Source organism: Duffyella gerundensis, from assembly GCF_001517405.1.
Lineage (GTDB): Bacteria > Pseudomonadota > Gammaproteobacteria > Enterobacterales > Enterobacteriaceae > Duffyella > Duffyella gerundensis.
Genome location: NZ_LN907827.1, coordinates 1,015,265 through 1,030,505 on the forward strand (window position 1 = coordinate 1,015,265; position 15,241 = coordinate 1,030,505).

At 56.5% G+C, this 15,241-nt stretch carries 19 protein-coding genes; 14 read left to right on the forward strand and 5 right to left on the reverse strand.

Translation table 11 applies throughout. From position 1 onward, the window contains the following. The first annotated feature begins 275 nt into the window (after positions 1 to 275). From EM595_RS04555 to EM595_RS04570, 4 genes are all read left to right on the forward strand, one after another. Positions 276 to 533 (forward strand): sigma-S stabilization anti-adapter protein IraP, encoded by a 258-nt coding sequence (locus EM595_RS04555; protein WP_067428278.1) that lies wholly within the window; start codon positions 276 to 278, stop codon positions 531 to 533. Between the two features lie 108 nt (positions 534 to 641). Then, complete coding sequence (locus EM595_RS04560) at positions 642 to 947, forward strand: PsiF family protein (protein WP_419190144.1); 306 nt, start codon at positions 642 to 644, stop codon at positions 945 to 947. Positions 948 to 1,129: 182 nt separating this feature from the next. After that, positions 1,130 to 1,891, forward strand: coding sequence for a meso-2,3-butanediol dehydrogenase (budC, locus tag EM595_RS04565; protein ID WP_067428280.1), 762 nt, complete (start codon positions 1,130 to 1,132; stop codon positions 1,889 to 1,891). A 16-nt stretch (positions 1,892 to 1,907) separates the two neighbouring features. After that, positions 1,908 to 3,440, forward strand: coding sequence for an FAD-dependent oxidoreductase (locus EM595_RS04570; RefSeq protein ID WP_067428282.1), 1,533 nt, complete (start codon positions 1,908 to 1,910; stop codon positions 3,438 to 3,440). Positions 3,441 to 3,471: 31 nt separating this feature from the next. Here the strand turns inward: EM595_RS04570 and proC are convergent, their stop codons facing one another. After that, positions 3,472 to 4,284 carry a pyrroline-5-carboxylate reductase gene (gene proC, locus EM595_RS04575; RefSeq protein WP_067428284.1) on the reverse strand — a complete coding sequence of 271 codons (813 nt, stop codon included), beginning with the start codon at positions 4,282 to 4,284 and terminating at the stop codon, positions 3,472 to 3,474. An 86-nt stretch (positions 4,285 to 4,370) separates the two neighbouring features. On the opposite strand from proC, the gene EM595_RS04580 reads away from it, so the two are divergent. From EM595_RS04580 to EM595_RS04590, 3 genes are read left to right on the forward strand one after another with little or no spacing between them, the layout of a single operon-like run. Then, a complete protein-coding gene (locus EM595_RS04580) occupies positions 4,371 to 4,880 on the forward strand; it encodes a hypothetical protein (protein ID WP_067428286.1) in 510 nt (169 codons plus the stop codon). A 9-nt stretch (positions 4,881 to 4,889) separates the two neighbouring features. Continuing rightward, on the forward strand, positions 4,890 to 5,333 hold the full coding sequence (locus EM595_RS04585; protein WP_067428287.1) for a DUF421 domain-containing protein: 444 nt from the start codon (positions 4,890 to 4,892) through the stop codon (positions 5,331 to 5,333). 10 nt (positions 5,334 to 5,343) lie between these two features. Next, complete coding sequence (locus EM595_RS04590; RefSeq protein WP_067428289.1) at positions 5,344 to 5,790, forward strand: YaiI/YqxD family protein; 447 nt, start codon at positions 5,344 to 5,346, stop codon at positions 5,788 to 5,790. Positions 5,791 to 5,839: 49 nt separating this feature from the next. Here the strand turns inward: EM595_RS04590 and EM595_RS04595 are convergent, their stop codons facing one another. After that, positions 5,840 to 6,499: a DUF2076 domain-containing protein gene (locus EM595_RS04595; RefSeq protein ID WP_067428291.1), complete on the reverse strand. Its 660-nt coding sequence runs from the start codon at positions 6,497 to 6,499 to the stop codon at positions 5,840 to 5,842. Positions 6,500 to 6,749: 250 nt separating this feature from the next. Between EM595_RS04595 and aroL the strand changes: the two genes are divergently transcribed. The 4 genes from aroL to ppnP all read left to right on the forward strand — a co-directional run bounded on the left by aroL (position 6,750) and on the right by ppnP (position 8,974). Next, complete coding sequence (gene aroL, locus EM595_RS04600) at positions 6,750 to 7,274, forward strand: shikimate kinase AroL (protein WP_067428293.1); 525 nt, start codon at positions 6,750 to 6,752, stop codon at positions 7,272 to 7,274. A gap of 120 nt (positions 7,275 to 7,394) precedes the next feature. Next, positions 7,395 to 7,574, forward strand: a complete 180-nt coding sequence (locus tag EM595_RS04605; RefSeq protein WP_067428295.1) for a YaiA family protein — start codon at positions 7,395 to 7,397, stop codon at positions 7,572 to 7,574. A gap of 334 nt (positions 7,575 to 7,908) precedes the next feature. Continuing rightward, positions 7,909 to 8,586, forward strand: coding sequence for an AroM family protein (locus tag EM595_RS04610; RefSeq protein ID WP_067428297.1), 678 nt, complete (start codon positions 7,909 to 7,911; stop codon positions 8,584 to 8,586). A 103-nt stretch (positions 8,587 to 8,689) separates the two neighbouring features. Next, complete coding sequence (gene ppnP / locus EM595_RS04615) at positions 8,690 to 8,974, forward strand: pyrimidine/purine nucleoside phosphorylase (RefSeq protein WP_067428299.1); 285 nt, start codon at positions 8,690 to 8,692, stop codon at positions 8,972 to 8,974. A 55-nt stretch (positions 8,975 to 9,029) separates the two neighbouring features. Here the strand turns inward: ppnP and rdgC are convergent, their stop codons facing one another. Beyond that, complete coding sequence (gene rdgC / locus EM595_RS04620) at positions 9,030 to 9,941, reverse strand: recombination-associated protein RdgC (RefSeq protein ID WP_067435149.1); 912 nt, start codon at positions 9,939 to 9,941, stop codon at positions 9,030 to 9,032. A 146-nt stretch (positions 9,942 to 10,087) separates the two neighbouring features. Between rdgC and mak the strand changes: the two genes are divergently transcribed. Next, positions 10,088 to 10,999, forward strand: a complete 912-nt coding sequence (mak, locus tag EM595_RS04625; protein ID WP_067435152.1) for a fructokinase — start codon at positions 10,088 to 10,090, stop codon at positions 10,997 to 10,999. A 33-nt stretch (positions 11,000 to 11,032) separates the two neighbouring features. On the opposite strand, the gene eat is transcribed toward mak, so the two are convergent. Then, positions 11,033 to 12,403, reverse strand: coding sequence for an ethanolamine permease (eat, locus tag EM595_RS04630; protein ID WP_067428301.1), 1,371 nt, complete (start codon positions 12,401 to 12,403; stop codon positions 11,033 to 11,035). Positions 12,404 to 12,656: 253 nt separating this feature from the next. Here eat and EM595_RS04635 point away from each other — a divergent pair, with 253 nt between their 5' ends. Together EM595_RS04635 and qhpR are read left to right on the forward strand one after the other, a co-directional pair. After that, complete coding sequence (locus EM595_RS04635) at positions 12,657 to 13,661, forward strand: phosphotransferase enzyme family protein (protein ID WP_067435155.1); 1,005 nt, start codon at positions 12,657 to 12,659, stop codon at positions 13,659 to 13,661. 125 nt (positions 13,662 to 13,786) lie between these two features. After that, on the forward strand, positions 13,787 to 14,845 hold the full coding sequence (qhpR, locus tag EM595_RS04640) for an AraC-like transcriptional regulator QhpR (protein ID WP_067428303.1): 1,059 nt from the start codon (positions 13,787 to 13,789) through the stop codon (positions 14,843 to 14,845). Here the strand turns inward: qhpR and EM595_RS04645 are convergent. Next, positions 14,805 to 15,203 carry a cell envelope integrity TolA family protein gene (locus EM595_RS04645; protein ID WP_067428304.1) on the reverse strand — a complete coding sequence of 133 codons (399 nt, stop codon included), beginning with the start codon at positions 15,201 to 15,203 and terminating at the stop codon, positions 14,805 to 14,807. The two genes, qhpR and EM595_RS04645, sit on opposite strands and share 41 nt — an antisense overlap. Positions 15,204 to 15,241: the final 38 nt, after the last annotated feature.

The window sequence follows — 15,241 nt, forward strand, 5'->3', positions numbered from 1 at the left end:
CTGACAAACTTTCCGTCAGGTTATCCGTTATCAAATCGCGTGGATTTTGCCAGCCCTGGCGCTATGTGTTGCCAGCCAGGGGCACAGCAGCGATAGCGGAATAAGCGAGCTCTGTTTTTTCAGCGAGCGTCGTCACTGCAACGCAGACAAATACCATCACCGTTTTTATTACCTCAACACCGCCTGATTAATTAACCGCTGGCTGGTGCAAAAAGTGCTATTGTTTTTTTTACGACGATGTTAGATTTTATTTTTTCGATTGATGAGTAAACGGCATGAAAAATCTGATTGCTGAATTACTAATTAAACTGGCTGAAAAAGAATGCGAAGCAGAAGCGCTGATTGCTAAAGTCGATGCTCTCGAAATAGCGGTAACGGCAATGCTGGAAAGAATGAGCCGCGATCAACAGCAGGATATTGCGCTGTTGCTGAAAACCGCTATTTCTCGCGCTGATGATCCCGCCGCGCCAAAACCGACATCGCGTTTACTCTATGATTATGTAGACAAAATCGTTCAGCAATCTCCTGGCTGAACGCCATGCTGCTGCGCCACTGCCATGCCGATCACATTTTCCGTTATTTGCCGCTCCGCTGCGTAATTAACCTGCCAGGCTGATCAGGTCACTCAGCCGAGGTTAATTATGATGAAAATGCTTATTCCGCTTTATTCCCTGCTTCTGTTGTCTGTCAGCATGATTTCTCAGGCGGCGGAACCGATGACACAACAACAAAAAATGGCGCGCTGTAATGAGCATGCCAGCACGCAATCACTGAAAGGCGATGAGCGAAAAAGTTTTATGAGCAGCTGCCTGAAAAAAGAGAGCAATATGGCGGCCATGACGCCACAACAGATGAAAATGAAAAACTGTAACAACCAGGCGAGTAGTCAGGCGTTAAAAGGCGAGGCGCGAAATAACTTCCTCAGCGGCTGTCTTAAAAAAGGCTAAGCAGCAGAGTTGTAAAAACAAACGCAGCGTAATTTTTAACGGCAAAAAATTTTAACAACGGCTAATCAATCGGTTAGCCGTTTTTTTTATCCCTGCAAAGGTAAAGTGCTTTTCGTCTGCCAGGATTATTAGTCTTGTGCTGGCCCGCTGGGCTCAGCCTTTTGCACTGACCAGGAGGAATAATGGAACGCTTCAAAAACAAAGTCGTTGTGATCACCGGTGCCGGTTCTGGAATTGGCGCAGGCAGCGCACAGCGCTTCGCGAAAGAGGGCGCGTCGGTTGTGCTGGTAGGCAGAAACGAAGAGAAGCTGAATAACGTCGCAGGCAGCTTAACCAGCGGCAATCATCTGGTGGTTTCCGCCGACGTAGGCGATCCGGATGCGGTGGATAAGCTGGCCGAAAGCGTGCTGGCTCACTACGGAAAAGTTGACGTGCTGGTCAACAACGCCGGTGTTCATGCGCAGGGTAAACTGCATGAGGCCTCGTTGGATGACTGGAAAAAGGTCATGTCTACCGACCTCGACGGCGTGTTCTATTGCACCCGCGCTTTTATGCCTGCGTTGCTGAAAAGCCGCGGCAACGTGGTAAATATCTCTTCGGTCTCCGGATTGGGCGGCGACTGGGGTATGAGCATTTATAACGCCGCGAAAGGCGCGATTACCAATTTGACGCGCTCGCTGGCGCTCGACTATGGCGAAGAGGGCGTACGCGTTAACGCCATCTGTCCGGGCTTCACGCTGACCGATATGACCGCTGAGATGAAAGAGGATCAGCAACTGCTGGCGAAATTCCGCGATCGCATTCCATTGCAGCGCCCAGGCGAACCGGAAGATATTGCTGCCGCCATTGCGTTTGTTGCCAGCGACGACGCCGCGTATATCACTGGCGTCAATTTACCGGTAGATGGCGGCATTACCGCCGCCAACGGTCAGCCTCACCTTTAAGCACAGGAATAACGCCGTGAACTATCAATCCACCATTGCATTAGAGGATTTGCCGCAGCGCGAACCGACCCGAATCGCTATTGGCGAAACGGACGTTCTGCTGATCCGTTATGGCGAACAGGTACAGGCGTTTCAGGCCACATGTCCGCATGCCGGTGCGCCGCTGGAAGAGGGTGCAATCTGTGATGACAAGCTGATTTGCCCGTGGCACAAAGCGGTCTTTGATATCACCGCGGGCACCCTGCACGAGCCGCTCGCCCTGAGCGATCTGCAGCAGTATCCGGTGCGGGTTGAACAGGGCATGATTCTGGTAAGCCCGCAGGCGCTGGCGCGAGCCGACGCGGTGGAAAGCGATGTCGACACGCCGATGATGGTGATTCTGGGCACCGGTGCCGCCGGTAGTGCAGCTGCCTGGACCTTACGTCATGAAGGTTATCAGGGCAACATTGTGCTGGTGGAGCGTGAGCGTCAGGCGCCTTACGATCGCACCGCGCTGACAAAATTTGTGCCGTCGGGAAAAATGGCGATTGATGAGGTGCCGGTGATTCTCGATGACGACTTTATGCAGCAGGTGGAGCGGATAAATGCCGACGTTGAGCGGATCGATAGCAAGGCGCAGCAGCTGCACTTTGCCGATGGCAGCAGCCTGCACTATGACAAACTGCTGATCGCCACCGGCGGCACGCCGCAGCGTCCCGACGTACCGGGCAATACGCTGGAAAACGTGCATGTGTTGCGAAGCATTGAACAGGCGGACAGCCTGTTGAAGCAGGTGGATGCACACCACAAGCTGACCATTATCGGCAACAGCTTTATCGGCATGGAGCTGGCATCGGCGCTGCGTAGCCGCAAGGTTGAGGTGCAGGTTATTGCACCGCAGCCGTTGCCGTTTGAAAAGCAGTTTGGCAAAGAGGTCGCGACCCATTTTCGTCGGCTGCATGAAAAAAACGGCGTGAGCTTCATTGAAGGTGAGATTGAACAGCTGGAAGGTGAGGGTAAAGTCAGCGGCGTGCGGCTGACCGACGGTCAGCTGATTGCCACGCAGGTGGTGCTGTTTGCCACCGGCGTGGTGCCCGCCACACAGTTTATTCATGACCTGCCGCTGGAAGAAGATGGTAGCTTGCGTACCGATGGCTATCTAAGTGCGGCGCCGAACCTGTGGGTGGCAGGCGACATTGCCACTTATCCGGTGCCCGGCGGTCATCAACGCATCGAACACTATCGCGTGGCGCAGCAGCAGGGGCGGGTGGCCGCCCTGAATATGCTCAATCACGATGAGCTGTTCGATCGCGTGCCGTTTTTCTGGACCGCGCATTACGGCACCCGCTATGAATACCTTGGTCACGCCAGCGAATGGGATGAATATCGCCTGATCGGCTCGCTGGAGGAACAGGTTTTTATTGCGCTGTACGGTCAGAAAGGCCAGCTGGTGGCGGCCACGTCCTGCGGCTTATACACGCTGACCGCCGAACTGCTCTATAAGATGCAAAAGCCGATGAGCATGACGGATGCGGTGAAAATGGCGGCGCGCGCGCGGCTGGGCGCCTGATGAACGCTCGCCTGCTGGCGAGCGAATAGCGTTACGATTTGCTCAGCGCTTCAGATTTCGCCATGCAGGCCTGCATGGCGTCAATCACCGCCGCCCGAAAGCCTTTCTGTTCCAGTACTTTTACCGCTTCAATGGTCGTGCCGCCCGGCGAGCAGACCATATCCTTCAGCTCGGCCGGGTGCTTGCCGGTCTCCAGCACCATCTGCGCCGAGCCCTTCACCGCCTGAGCGGCAAACTCATAGGCCTGCGCACGCGGCATACCGCCGAGCACTGCTGCATCGGCCATCGCTTCGATAAACATAAACACGTAGGCCGGTGCCGAACCGCTGACGCCCACTACCGAGTGAATCAGATATTCGCTGACCACCGCCGCTTTACCGAAGCTGTTGAAAATGGCGACCACTTCGCGGGTTTCCTCTTCGGTGACCAGCGGGTTAGGCGTTACTGACGTCATGCCCTCGTTGACCAGCGCTGGCGTGTTTGGCATGACGCGCACAATTTTGCGGTCGTGACCCAGCGTATTGGCCAGCGATTCCAGCGTGACGCCAGCGGCGATAGACACTACCAGCGTCTCTTTATTCAGGCTACCGGCAACGCTTTTTAGCACGTTGAGGATGACATTGGGCTTCACGGCGCCAAACAGAATATCAGCCTGCTTCGCCACTTCTTCCGCGCTCTGTGCCGCGGTCACGCCGTGGGCCTGCGCCATCTCCTCATTGGTCTCAGCTTTGTGATCGTAAATCCAAATATCTGCGGGGTTCACCTGGCCGCCAGCAATCAGGCCGCCAATAATCGCTTTGGACATATTGCCGCAGCCGATAAAACCGATCTTTTTCTGAATCATGAATTTTCCTTTCAGTAAGCTGAATTTACGCTCCAACAGCTTACGTCAGCTACGATTAATCACAAGTCATGCGAGAGAGGTAATCGATGAATCCTGATGAAGAACAGAGCCGTAGCTATCCCTTGCAGGAGGATATGCGCTGGCAGCGACGCGAGTGGTGGCTGCAAAAAGTGGGCATGGTCATGCTGTTTCTTATCGTTATCGCCGGTGCCTGCGGCCTATTTTCCAAAGGCTTTCTCAGCGAGCAGCAGGTGAGCTCCGGCGATCGGCAGCTACAGGTGGAATATGAGCGCTTTGGTCGTCAGCTCAGTACCATGAACATGGCGATTCGTTTGCAGCAGCTGGAGGGCGAGCGCTTTACGCTGCGCATCGATCGCGGTGCCATCGACAATTTTCAGCTGCAAACCGTGCAGCCGCAGCCGCTGATTGCGCGCAGTCAGGGGCACGATTTGCTGCTAACCTGGGCGCTGCCCGCACAGCAGCATAACGCGTCAATCTGGCTTACCTGGCAACCCCTGAGCTTCGGCCATTTTCACAGCACCGTTTCGCTGGATCACGGCGCAACGGTGGCCTTCAGTCAACTGATCTATCCGTAGGAGAGCGTCATGGAAACCGTGCTGCGTGCGGCAAGCATGTATATCGTATTGTTGATTGTGTTGCGTATCGTCGGTCGGCGCACGCTGCTGGAAATGACCGCATTTGATTTGATTCTGCTGTTGATCATCTCCGAGGCAACGCAGCAGGCGTTGCTGGGCGACGACTTCTCCATTACCGGCGCCGCACTGACCATCGTTACGCTGATTGTTATGGATATTCTGTTTGGCATGATGAAATCACACTTTCCGCGGCTGGAGACGCTGCTTGATGGCAACGCGCTGATTCTGGTCGAGAATGGCAAACTGCTGCCGCAGCGGGCAAAGCGGGCGGGCATTAGTGAAAGCGACATTTTGATTTCGGCGCGCAGCACGCAGGGGCTGGAACGCCTCGACCAAATAAAATTTGCCATCCTTGAAAAGAACGGCAAGATCTCCATCATTCCGCAATCGTGAAGGAGCCGTTATGCCAATTTGGGTGGATGCCGATGCGTGTCCAAAAGTAATTAAAGAAGTGCTCTATCGTGCCGCTGACCGAACCTCGACATTGATAACCTTTGTTGCGAATCAGTCGCTGTCGGTGCCGCCGTCGCCGTGGCTGAAGACGCTGCGCGTCGCGGCCGGTTTTGACGTTGCTGATAATGAAATTGTGCAGCGGGCACAGCCGGGCGATCTGGTGATCACCGCTGATATTCCGCTAGCGGCAGAAGTGATGGAGAAGGGCGCTATCGCGCTGAATCCACGCGGTGAGCGCTACAGCGACGCCACTATTCGTGAACGGCTGACCATGCGTGATTTTATGGATACGTTGCGCAGCAGCGGCATTCAAACCGGCGGTCCGGCGACGTTGAATCAGCGCGATCGGCAGCAGTTTGCCAACGAGCTGGATAAGTGGTTATTGCAGCAGCGCTAAAAAAAAGCCTCTTCACGGGAAGAGGCGGATCGATGTGGCCTGCAGAGAATCAGACAAAGCTGTCGTCATCAAAGTCATCACTGAAATTGTCATCGTTGCCAAAGTCGTTGGCATAATCGGGCGGCAGGCCAGCATTTTGATTAAGAAACGCGTCGTTATCGCCCTGATTAAAAGTATCAAGATTATTGGAGACGTCCGGCAGCGGCTCATCGTTGATGATATTCACAATCTCCTGCGGCTGCGAATGATGGAACATGCTGGTCAGCATATCCGCCATCACCACGCCACCCGCCACGCCGACCGCAGTTTGCAGCGCGCCGCCTAAAAAGCCGGTGCCGCGTGCCGCCGGAGCAGCAGCCTGTTGCGGTGAACTGTTGTTCCACTGTTGTTGCTGTTGCTGTTGTGGCGGCTGTGACGATCGTGACTGACCACCGCCAAACAAACCGGAGAGAAAACCGCCGCTGCTCTGCTGGGGTTGTTGCTGCTGAGCCAGCTGATTCTGCAGCTCATTTACCCGATCGTTGAGTTTTTTCATCGCCGCTTCCTGAATCAGGATCGACTGCGCCATGTAATAGGGTGCATCAGGCTGCTGCTGTAGCTGGGTTTTGATCAGCTGATCTGCCGCCGCATCACGCGGGCCTGACTGTGCCTGAGCCTGTTTTAACCGGCTAAACAGACTCTCAATTAAACGTTGCTCTTCGCTCTGCATAGTAAACCTCCATTTTGGGGTAATGGTTCTATTTTGGTTCAGCATGCCAGAAAGTAAATGCGCGCCCGGTAAGTAATTGTTGCCAGTGATGAACCGGGGCTGGTACTGATTTTTTTACCGTTGCTGCGCAAGCGGGCCAAATGCACGTTAAGCGGTAGCCGCTGTAAGTGATTGTCGGTATTATGCCAGCCCATATTCACCATACCGTCCGCGCCTTTTCGCAGCGGATGCGGCGGAGGAGCTGCCCGTAATGTCATTACCTTTGTATCTGATTGGCGCCCGCGGGTGTGGTAAAACCACGGTTGGCCACGCGCTGGCCCAGGCGCTGGGATATAACTTTAGTGATACCGACCATCACCTGCTGCAGGCGACCGGTGCCAGCGTCAGCGACATCGTGGCGGCAGAAGGATGGGACGGTTTCCGTCGTCGCGAAACGGCAGCGCTGAAGGCGGTGACTGCGCCCTCAACCGTGATCGCCACCGGCGGCGGCATGGTGCTGGCCGATGAGAATCGGCAGTTTATGCAGCAGCATGGCCGGGTTATCTATCTGTATGCGCTGCCAGAGGTGTTGGTGGCGCGGCTGGATGCCTCGCCGGAAGTCGCTCAGCGACCGACGCTAACCGGCCAGCCGGTGGCAGAGGAGATGGCAGAAGTGCTCGCCCAGCGTGAAGCGCTCTATCAGCTGGCGGCGCATCATCAGGTTGACGCCATGCAATCCCCGGACGAGGTGGTAAAGGCCATTCTCACCTCGCTCTCTCTGGCACGCGCCAGCTAGCCATTCCGCGCAACCCGTTTCCATTGTCTATACTGAAAGCAGAGTGGGCATTAATCCTCTCTGCTTCAGCGCACCGGCGCTGAGTGGCGATAGCATCTTAAACGACATGAGGGAATAGTTATGCCATCAAGACCACCGTACCCAAGGGAAGCAAACATCGTTACCGTCGGTAAAGGCGATGAGACACGTTATGAACTGCGTGCCGATCACCCGAAACCTAACTCTTTGATCAGTGAGCATGACAGCGAGCAGGAAGCGCTGGATGCAAAAGAGCGTTACGAAAATATCGACAAAGAGTAAGTCAGACGGGCAGGGAAGCCTGATATCACACCGCTGTGCTTTTATCGTTTCAGCACGCATTTCGCGAAAATTTATCTCTCTCCGCAAAAAGTAAAATAGTGTTTCTTTTTACTGCACTTATTCATATTCCTCGTCATTTTAAAGGTGTAAGCGCTGCGCACGCCTCAGGCAAAACCCCCGCCCACTGCTATCCTCAAACTTGTACAAGAAAGATCCCTTGCTCTGCTTTACCACCACAGGCCGATTGCTGCCCATCCTTATAAAATGGTTCACCTGCGCCTGTTGATCGGTAAAATTGGCTTTTTTTAAAACCTGTACCGTTGGAAGTAAACCTATGCAACCATCATTGGTCACGCTTACACTCGGTGTGGCATTGCGCAACGATATCCTGCCGTTATTGCTGGAATATCTTCCCGAGGAGCAGATTGCCCATCGACACCTGCTGGAGGAGTTTTCGTTACAGGATGTAGTCACTCGCTTTTCCCCGGCAGAAGGGGAACCGACCGTCACCGTTCGCTGGTGTGACGATCAACATTTACGGCTGTCCACCAGCAAAATTCGCACCGCGCTGCAGCACAAGCTCAGCGAGCTGGAAGCGCAGGGTTTCGACACTATCCTGTTGTTTGCCTCCAGTGAATTTACCGGCCTGCACTGCAACAACGCCTTGTTGCTGGAATCCGATCGCCTGTTACCGCCGCTGATCGCCTCCATCGTTGATGACCATCAGGTGGGCATTCTGGTCTCGCTGGAGGACCATTTACACACGCAGAGCAGAAAGTGGCGCAACCTGAGTAAGTCTCCCTGCTTTGCTATTGCCAGTCCGTGGCAGGCGAGCGAAGGCGATTTGATCGATGCTGCGCTGTCGCTGCAGGAGCAGGGCGCGGATGTGGTGATGATGGACTGCATTGGCTATCAGCCGCGTCATCGTGAATTCCTGCAGCAGCTGTTGGGCATTCCGGTGCTGCTGTCCAATGTTTTACTGGCTAAACTGGCGGCGGAACTGATGGTGTGATCCCGTTGGCAGGCCATTCACGGCGGTGCTGATTTTGCGTGACACCCTGACACTTCGGCCTCTACACTGCCTTTTCAGCTTATCGTTGCTATAAGGAAGTGACATGCTCAATGTAAGTGAATACTTTGACGGAAAAGTGAAGTCTATCGGATTTGAGAGCGCCACTGCGGGCCGCGCCAGCGTTGGCGTGATGGCTGAAGGCGAATACACGTTTAGTACGGCACAGCCGGAAGAGATGACCGTGGTCAGCGGCGCACTGAAAGTGTTGCTGTCGGGCGAGGTTGAGTGGAAATGGTATGAAGCAGGCAGCGTGTTTAACGTGCCGGGCCACAGCGAATTTTATCTGCAGGTGGCTGAACCCAGCGCTTACCTTTGCCGCTATCTGTAAGCGAGTGAACGTCTGAAAAAAGGGATAACGCGAAAACGTTATCCCTTTTTGTGTTTTAACGCTGGGCTTCGCCGCCCAACGCTTCCAACAGATTACTGGTCAGTGCCGCCAGTTCACTGGTCATCAGCATAAAGTCAGCATCAAAGCGCAGGGCGAAATCCTCGCGATCGATATCATCATTCTGCTCACGCAGCGTATCGGCAAATTTCAGGCGCTTAACCGAGCCGTCGTCGGCCAGCACAAACTGAATGCGCTCCTGCCAGTCTAGCGCCAGTTTGGTCACCACTTTGCCCGCTTCAATATGGTTGGCGATTTCGTCGCTCACCAGATCCTGCTTTTTACAGCGGATCACGCCGCCATCTTCCAGAATCGCTTTCAGCTCGGCTTCGTCCATCAGCGCAAAACCGGCGGGCAGATCGCCAGAACGCACCCATTCGGTCAGCGTCAGCTCAATCGGATTCTCCAGCGTCAGCGGCACCACCGGCAGCGAGCCGAGGCTTTTGCGCAGCAGCGCCAGCGTATCTTCCGCTTTTTTGGCACTGGCACAGTCGACCATAATCAGGTTGTTGACCGTGTCGATCCACAGATAAGTCTGGCTGAAACGGCTAAAGGCACGCGGCAGCAGGCTATGCAGCACCTCATCCTTCAGCGAATCCTTTTCGGTTTTCTTCAGCTTGCGCGACTGCTCCGCTTCCAGCTTTTCAATCTTCGCTTCCAGCGCCTGTTTAATCACCGGCGACGGCAGAATTTTCTCTTCTTTGCGGGCGCAAATCAGGATCTGGCCGTTGTTCTCATGGGTAAACGCGTCACTGCGCTGGCCCAGTGGTGAAACCCAGCCGGTTTTCGCCATATCCTGGCTGCCACAGGGGGAAAAGGAGAGGGCACCAAGCTGTTTTTCCATCTCGTCTGCGGACAACGGAATGTCACGATTCAGACGATAAACCATCATATTCTTAAACCACAACATGCTGCTTCCTTTACCGGGTGCGCGATCGGGCGCACAACTCTTTAAGACTGCGCGCATGATAGCGAAACATCGCTGCAGTTTCATTGCCTTTCCTGATTTGCGCTTTTAATGTATTTGCCACGGCACCGGCTCATGAGGAAAAAAATGTGCGTATTGGAATTGATTTAGGCGGCACCAAAGTTGAGGTTATCGCGCTCTCAGACCAGGGAGACGAGTTATTCCGTTATCGTGTTAACACGCCGCGCAACGATTATCCGGGCACGCTACAGGCGATTGCCGATCTGGTGCATCGCGCCGAGGCGCATACCGGCCAAACCGGCAGCGTGGGCATCGGTATTCCCGGCACGCTTTCTCCGGTGAGCCATCGGGTAAAAAACGCCAATTCAACCTGGCTCAACGGCCAGCCGCTGGATCGCGATCTGGCGACGATGCTGCAACGTGAAGTGCGTATCGCCAATGATGCTAACTGCCTGGCAGTGTCAGAAGCGGTTGACGGCGCGGGAGCGGGCAAGGCGCTGGTGTTCGCGGTGATCATCGGCACCGGCTCGGGTGCGGGCATCGCCATCAACGGCGCATCGCGCATCGGCGGCAACGGCAATGCGGGCGAGTGGGGCCACAATCCGTTGCCGTGGATGGATGAAGATGAGCTGCGCTACCGTGAAGAGGTCGCCTGCTACTGTGGTCAGAAAGGCTGTATTGAAACCTTTGTTTCCGGCACCGGCTTTGCCACCGACTATCAACGTCTGAGCGGTACCGCGCGCAAAGGCGTGGAAATTATGCAGCAGCTGGCGCAGCAGGATCCGGTGGCTGAACTGGCGCTGAGCCGCTATGAACTGCGGCTGGCGAAGTCGCTGGCGCAGGTGGTTAACCTGTTGGATCCCGATGTCATTGTGTTAGGCGGCGGCATGAGCAACGTGGACCGTCTTTATCAGACGGTGCCGCCATTAATGAAAAACTGGGTGTTTGGTGGCGAATGCTCAACGCCGGTTCTGAAGGCGCAGCACGGCGATTCCAGCGGCGTGCGCGGCGCGGCCTGGCTCTGGCCGCTTAACGGCTGAACAGGCAGCCGGGGCGATACCGCCCCGGTGATACTAAAGGTTGTCGCCCTGCAGCAGGCGATCCTGCGGCGCGTTCGCCCGCTGGCGGTGCGTCAGCAGGAAATAACCGTAACCCACCAGCATGAAGCCGACAAAAACCGCCCCAATCAGCGCATTAAACCAGAGCATCGCCAGCAGGCAAATCACCGCCAGCCCCAGCGCAATGGCGGGTACAATCGGATAGCCTGGCGCCCGAAAGCTGCGAGGCAGATCGGGCGCGATGCGGCGCAGACGAAACAGCGACAGCATGCTCATGATGTACATCACAATGGCACCAAACACTGCCATGGTGATCATCGCGGCGGTCAGGCTCATGCCCTGCAAATTAATCCAGCCGTCGCTGAAAATCGCGGCGATGCCAATCACGCCACCGGCGATAATCGCCCGGTGCGGCGTCTGAAAACGCGACAGTTTTGCCAGCGCTGGCGGCAGATAACCGGCGCGTGCCAAAGCAAAAAACTGCCGTGAATAGCCAAGAATGATGCCGTGAAAGCTGGCGATCAGGCCAAACAGTCCGATCCAGACCAGCATGTGCATCCAGTTAGAGTGCGCGCCGACGATCATTTTCATCGCCTGCGGCAGCGGATCGTTAATGTCCGACAGGCTGCGCCAGTCGCCCGCGCCGCCTGCCAGCAGCATCACGCCAATCGCCAGCACCACCAGCGTCAGAATGCCGCTGATATAGGCTTTGGGAATGGTACGCGTCGGATCTTTGGCTTCTTCGGCGGCCATCGCCGCGCCTTCAATGGCGAGGAAAAACCAGATGGCAAAAGGAATGGCGGCGAAGATGCCGGACACCGCGGGCAAACCAAAGCTGTCGCTGCCTGCCCAACCGTGCGCCGCAAAGTTGGCCAGACTAAAGCCCGGCGAGACCACGCCCATAAACACCAGCAGTTCCAACACTGCCAGCACGGTGACTACCAACTCAAACATCGCCGCCAGCTTGACGCCAAGAATGTTCAACGTCATGAAAATCACGTAGGCGCCTACCGCCGCATATTTCGGATTCAGCGCCGGATACTGCACGTTGAGATAGGCGCCAATCGCCATGGCGATTGCCGGTGGGGCGAAGACAAACTCAATCAGCGTGGCGAGGCCAGCGATCAATCCGCCGGTTTCGCCAAAGGCCCGGCGGCTATAGGCAAAAGGGCCGCCCGCATGGGGAATGGCGGTGGTCAGCTCGGTAAAGCTAAAAATAAAACAGGTGTACATAGTGGCGATCAGCAGCGTGGTGACCAGAAAACCGAGCGTACCGGCCACGCCCCAGCCATAGCTCCAGCCAAAATATTCGCCTGAGATCACCAGGCCAACCGCAATGCCCCACAAATGCAGGGTGCCTAACGTCGGTTTTAGCGTCGTTGTCATTATCATTTCCCCGTTCAGATGGTTGTTCCGGTGCTGTTGCGCGCCCGGTCTGTTAGTGGCCTTACATTGATAATGCCGCTGCTGCCGGGCTGAAACTTGACGTCGGCGGGGTGAGTTGTGCGCTGTGATGTCAACTTGTCAGCATCTGGCGTGGCCGCTGTCGTCTGTGGTCAACAAAGGCTCGTCTGCGGTCAAGCGGCGAGACCCGAAGTTATCCCATGCTGATAGCACTTTCGTTATGTCAGGAGCGCGAATCATGGCCAAACAATATGACACCCTGAGCAACGCCGAGCTGCTGCAGCTGGCCCATCAGGCGCTGGCTCTCTATCCTGCGGCGCTACAGGGCGAGCTAAGCCTGCTTTGCCGTTCTGAGAACGCCACCTTTTTGCTGCGCGCGGCGGGAAAACGCTATGCGCTGCGTCTGCACCGCGCGGATTATCATCAAAAAGCGGCAATCGAGAGCGAGCTGCGCTGGCTGGAAGCGTTACGCGAAACCGGCATTGTGGTGCCGCAGGCGGTGCTGAGCGAGGCGGGCGAGGCGGTACAAACCCTGACGCTGGCGCAAGGCGGCGTGCGTTATGCGGTACTGTTTCACTGGCTTGACGGCGAGATGCCGACCACCGAGGTCGATCCGCGTGCTTTTCAGCAGCTTGGCCGCATCACCGCGCAGTTGCACCGGCACAGCAAAAGCTGGCAGCAGCCTGCCGGTTTTCAGCGCATTATCTGGGATCACGCCAGCATGGTAGGCGAGCAGGGCCACTGGGGACGCTGGCAGGATGCGCCTGGCCTGAAGGCGCAGGATCACGCCGTGGTGGCCGCAGCGATTGCGCAGGCCGGGCAGGATCTCGCCGCCTTTGGCAAAGATCGCGATCGCTATGGCCTGATCCACGCCGATCTGCGGCTGACCAATCTGCTGCTGCATAAGGGCGAAACCCGGGTTATCGATTTTGACGACTGCGGTTTTGGCTGGTATCTGCACGATCTGGCCGCCGCGATCAGCTTTGTTGAGCATCATCCGCGTGCCGCAGAATGGGTGGATAACTGGATTCGGGGTTACGAAGTGGTGGCGCACATCAGCGACGCCGAGCTGGCGCTGCTGCCGACGCTGTTGATTCAGCGCCGTATTCAGCTGCTGGCGTGGATCGGCTCGCATGCGGAAACCGAAATGGCCATCAGCCTCGGTCCTGACTGGGCCGATCATTCTGTGCGTCTCTGTCGCCGTTATCTGGAGAGTGCCGCGCTGCCTGTCGGTGCCTGATGCACCATCAGCGGGCAGGTTCTCGTCCGCGGCGGCGGCCAGCGCCATTAAACTGGCCTCATCCGGGCTGGTATGAATCTTGCAAAAATCAGCGTCATGTTTTCGCTGCGTGAGGTAAGGCGACTATGCAGACTCTGATGATCGGCCAGCCGGGAGGATTTTCCGTCGGCATGGAGAGCAATCGCGGCGTGCTGGCCGCCGCCGCCAGTGGCTTGAGCGAGTTTATTACCGATAAAGGCGGCGACGTCGATCGCATCTTTGGCCTCAGCGGCATTGATGCTGAAATGCTGGCGCAGCCGACGCTGAGCCTCGGGCTGGTGAATTATTGTCGCGTGCTGGAAGAGGCGGCGCGCCATTCCGGTTTTGATAACTTTGGCCTGCATTATGGTCGGCAGTTTAAGCCGCAGTCGCTGGGGCTAATTGGCTATATCGGCCTCTGCTCGGCGACGCTGGAGCAGGCGCTGCACAACGTGGTCAACGCCTTTCCCTGGCATCAGCACGACACGCTGACCCGGCTGGTCGATAAAGGCGACTGCTGGCGGCTGGATTATCAGGTGCGTCACGGTGCGATTTTATGCCGCCGCCAGGATGCTGAGCTGACGCTGGGCATGTTTCTGAACCTGATCCGTCACGTGGCGGGCAAGCACTGGGCGCCGCGTGAGGTGCATTTTGAACATCCGCGTCCGCAGCAGTGGCACGATCACAGCAAGGTGTTTGATGCGCCGGTCTGGTTCGATCAGCCTTGCAATTCTCTGGTGATCGCTAAACGCGATCTGGCACGAGCGATGCCGGAAAGCGATCCGCTGTTGCTGATGGTGATGCAGGATGCGATTCGGCGGCTCAACGGCGAGGCGCCGCCGCAAAATATCGTTGAGCAGGCGCGCTCGCAGGTCAATTTGTCGCTGATGCAGGGTGAGCCCGTGCTGGAAGAGGTGGCAGAAAAGCTGGGCTTATCAAGCTGGTCGCTGCAACGACGGCTGCGCGAGGAGAGCATCAGCTTCACCGCGCTGGTGGACAACGTGCGCTGTGAAATGGCGACGCACTATCTGCAAAACCGGCAGCTGAGCATTTCTGAGATGGCGCTGCTGCTCGGCTATTCCGAGGTCAGCGCCTTCTCACGGGCGTTTCGCCGCTGGTTTGGCATCAGTCCGCGGCAGTGGCGGCAGGATGAGCTGGCGGTGTAGTCGCACGCAGCGGCTTGAAGTTCAGCTGAAATGTCTCGGGTGCCTGGGTTGGCGGCAACGGCCAGCTTTTTACGCTGCCGATGGTGTGCCAGGCTTTCAGGCAGAGCGCCTCATCGCCTTCGGTGCGCAGCACGTTGAGTTTCCCCTGCGCATTACGCGCAACGCTGACCACGCACTGCTGCCCGACGTAACGATCGTAGCCGACAAAGTTGCGCTGAATGTTCGCATTGACCTCAGCCAGCCAGCGGCACTGCTCAGTGGACACGCCGGACGCACAGGGCGCTGCCGTCGTCGACGGCGTACTGGCGCAGCCCGCCAGCCAGAATGCGCCTGCCAGCGCGATAACCTGAATTTTCACTACGTCACTCCTTATTGATCAGGTCCACAGGCTACCCA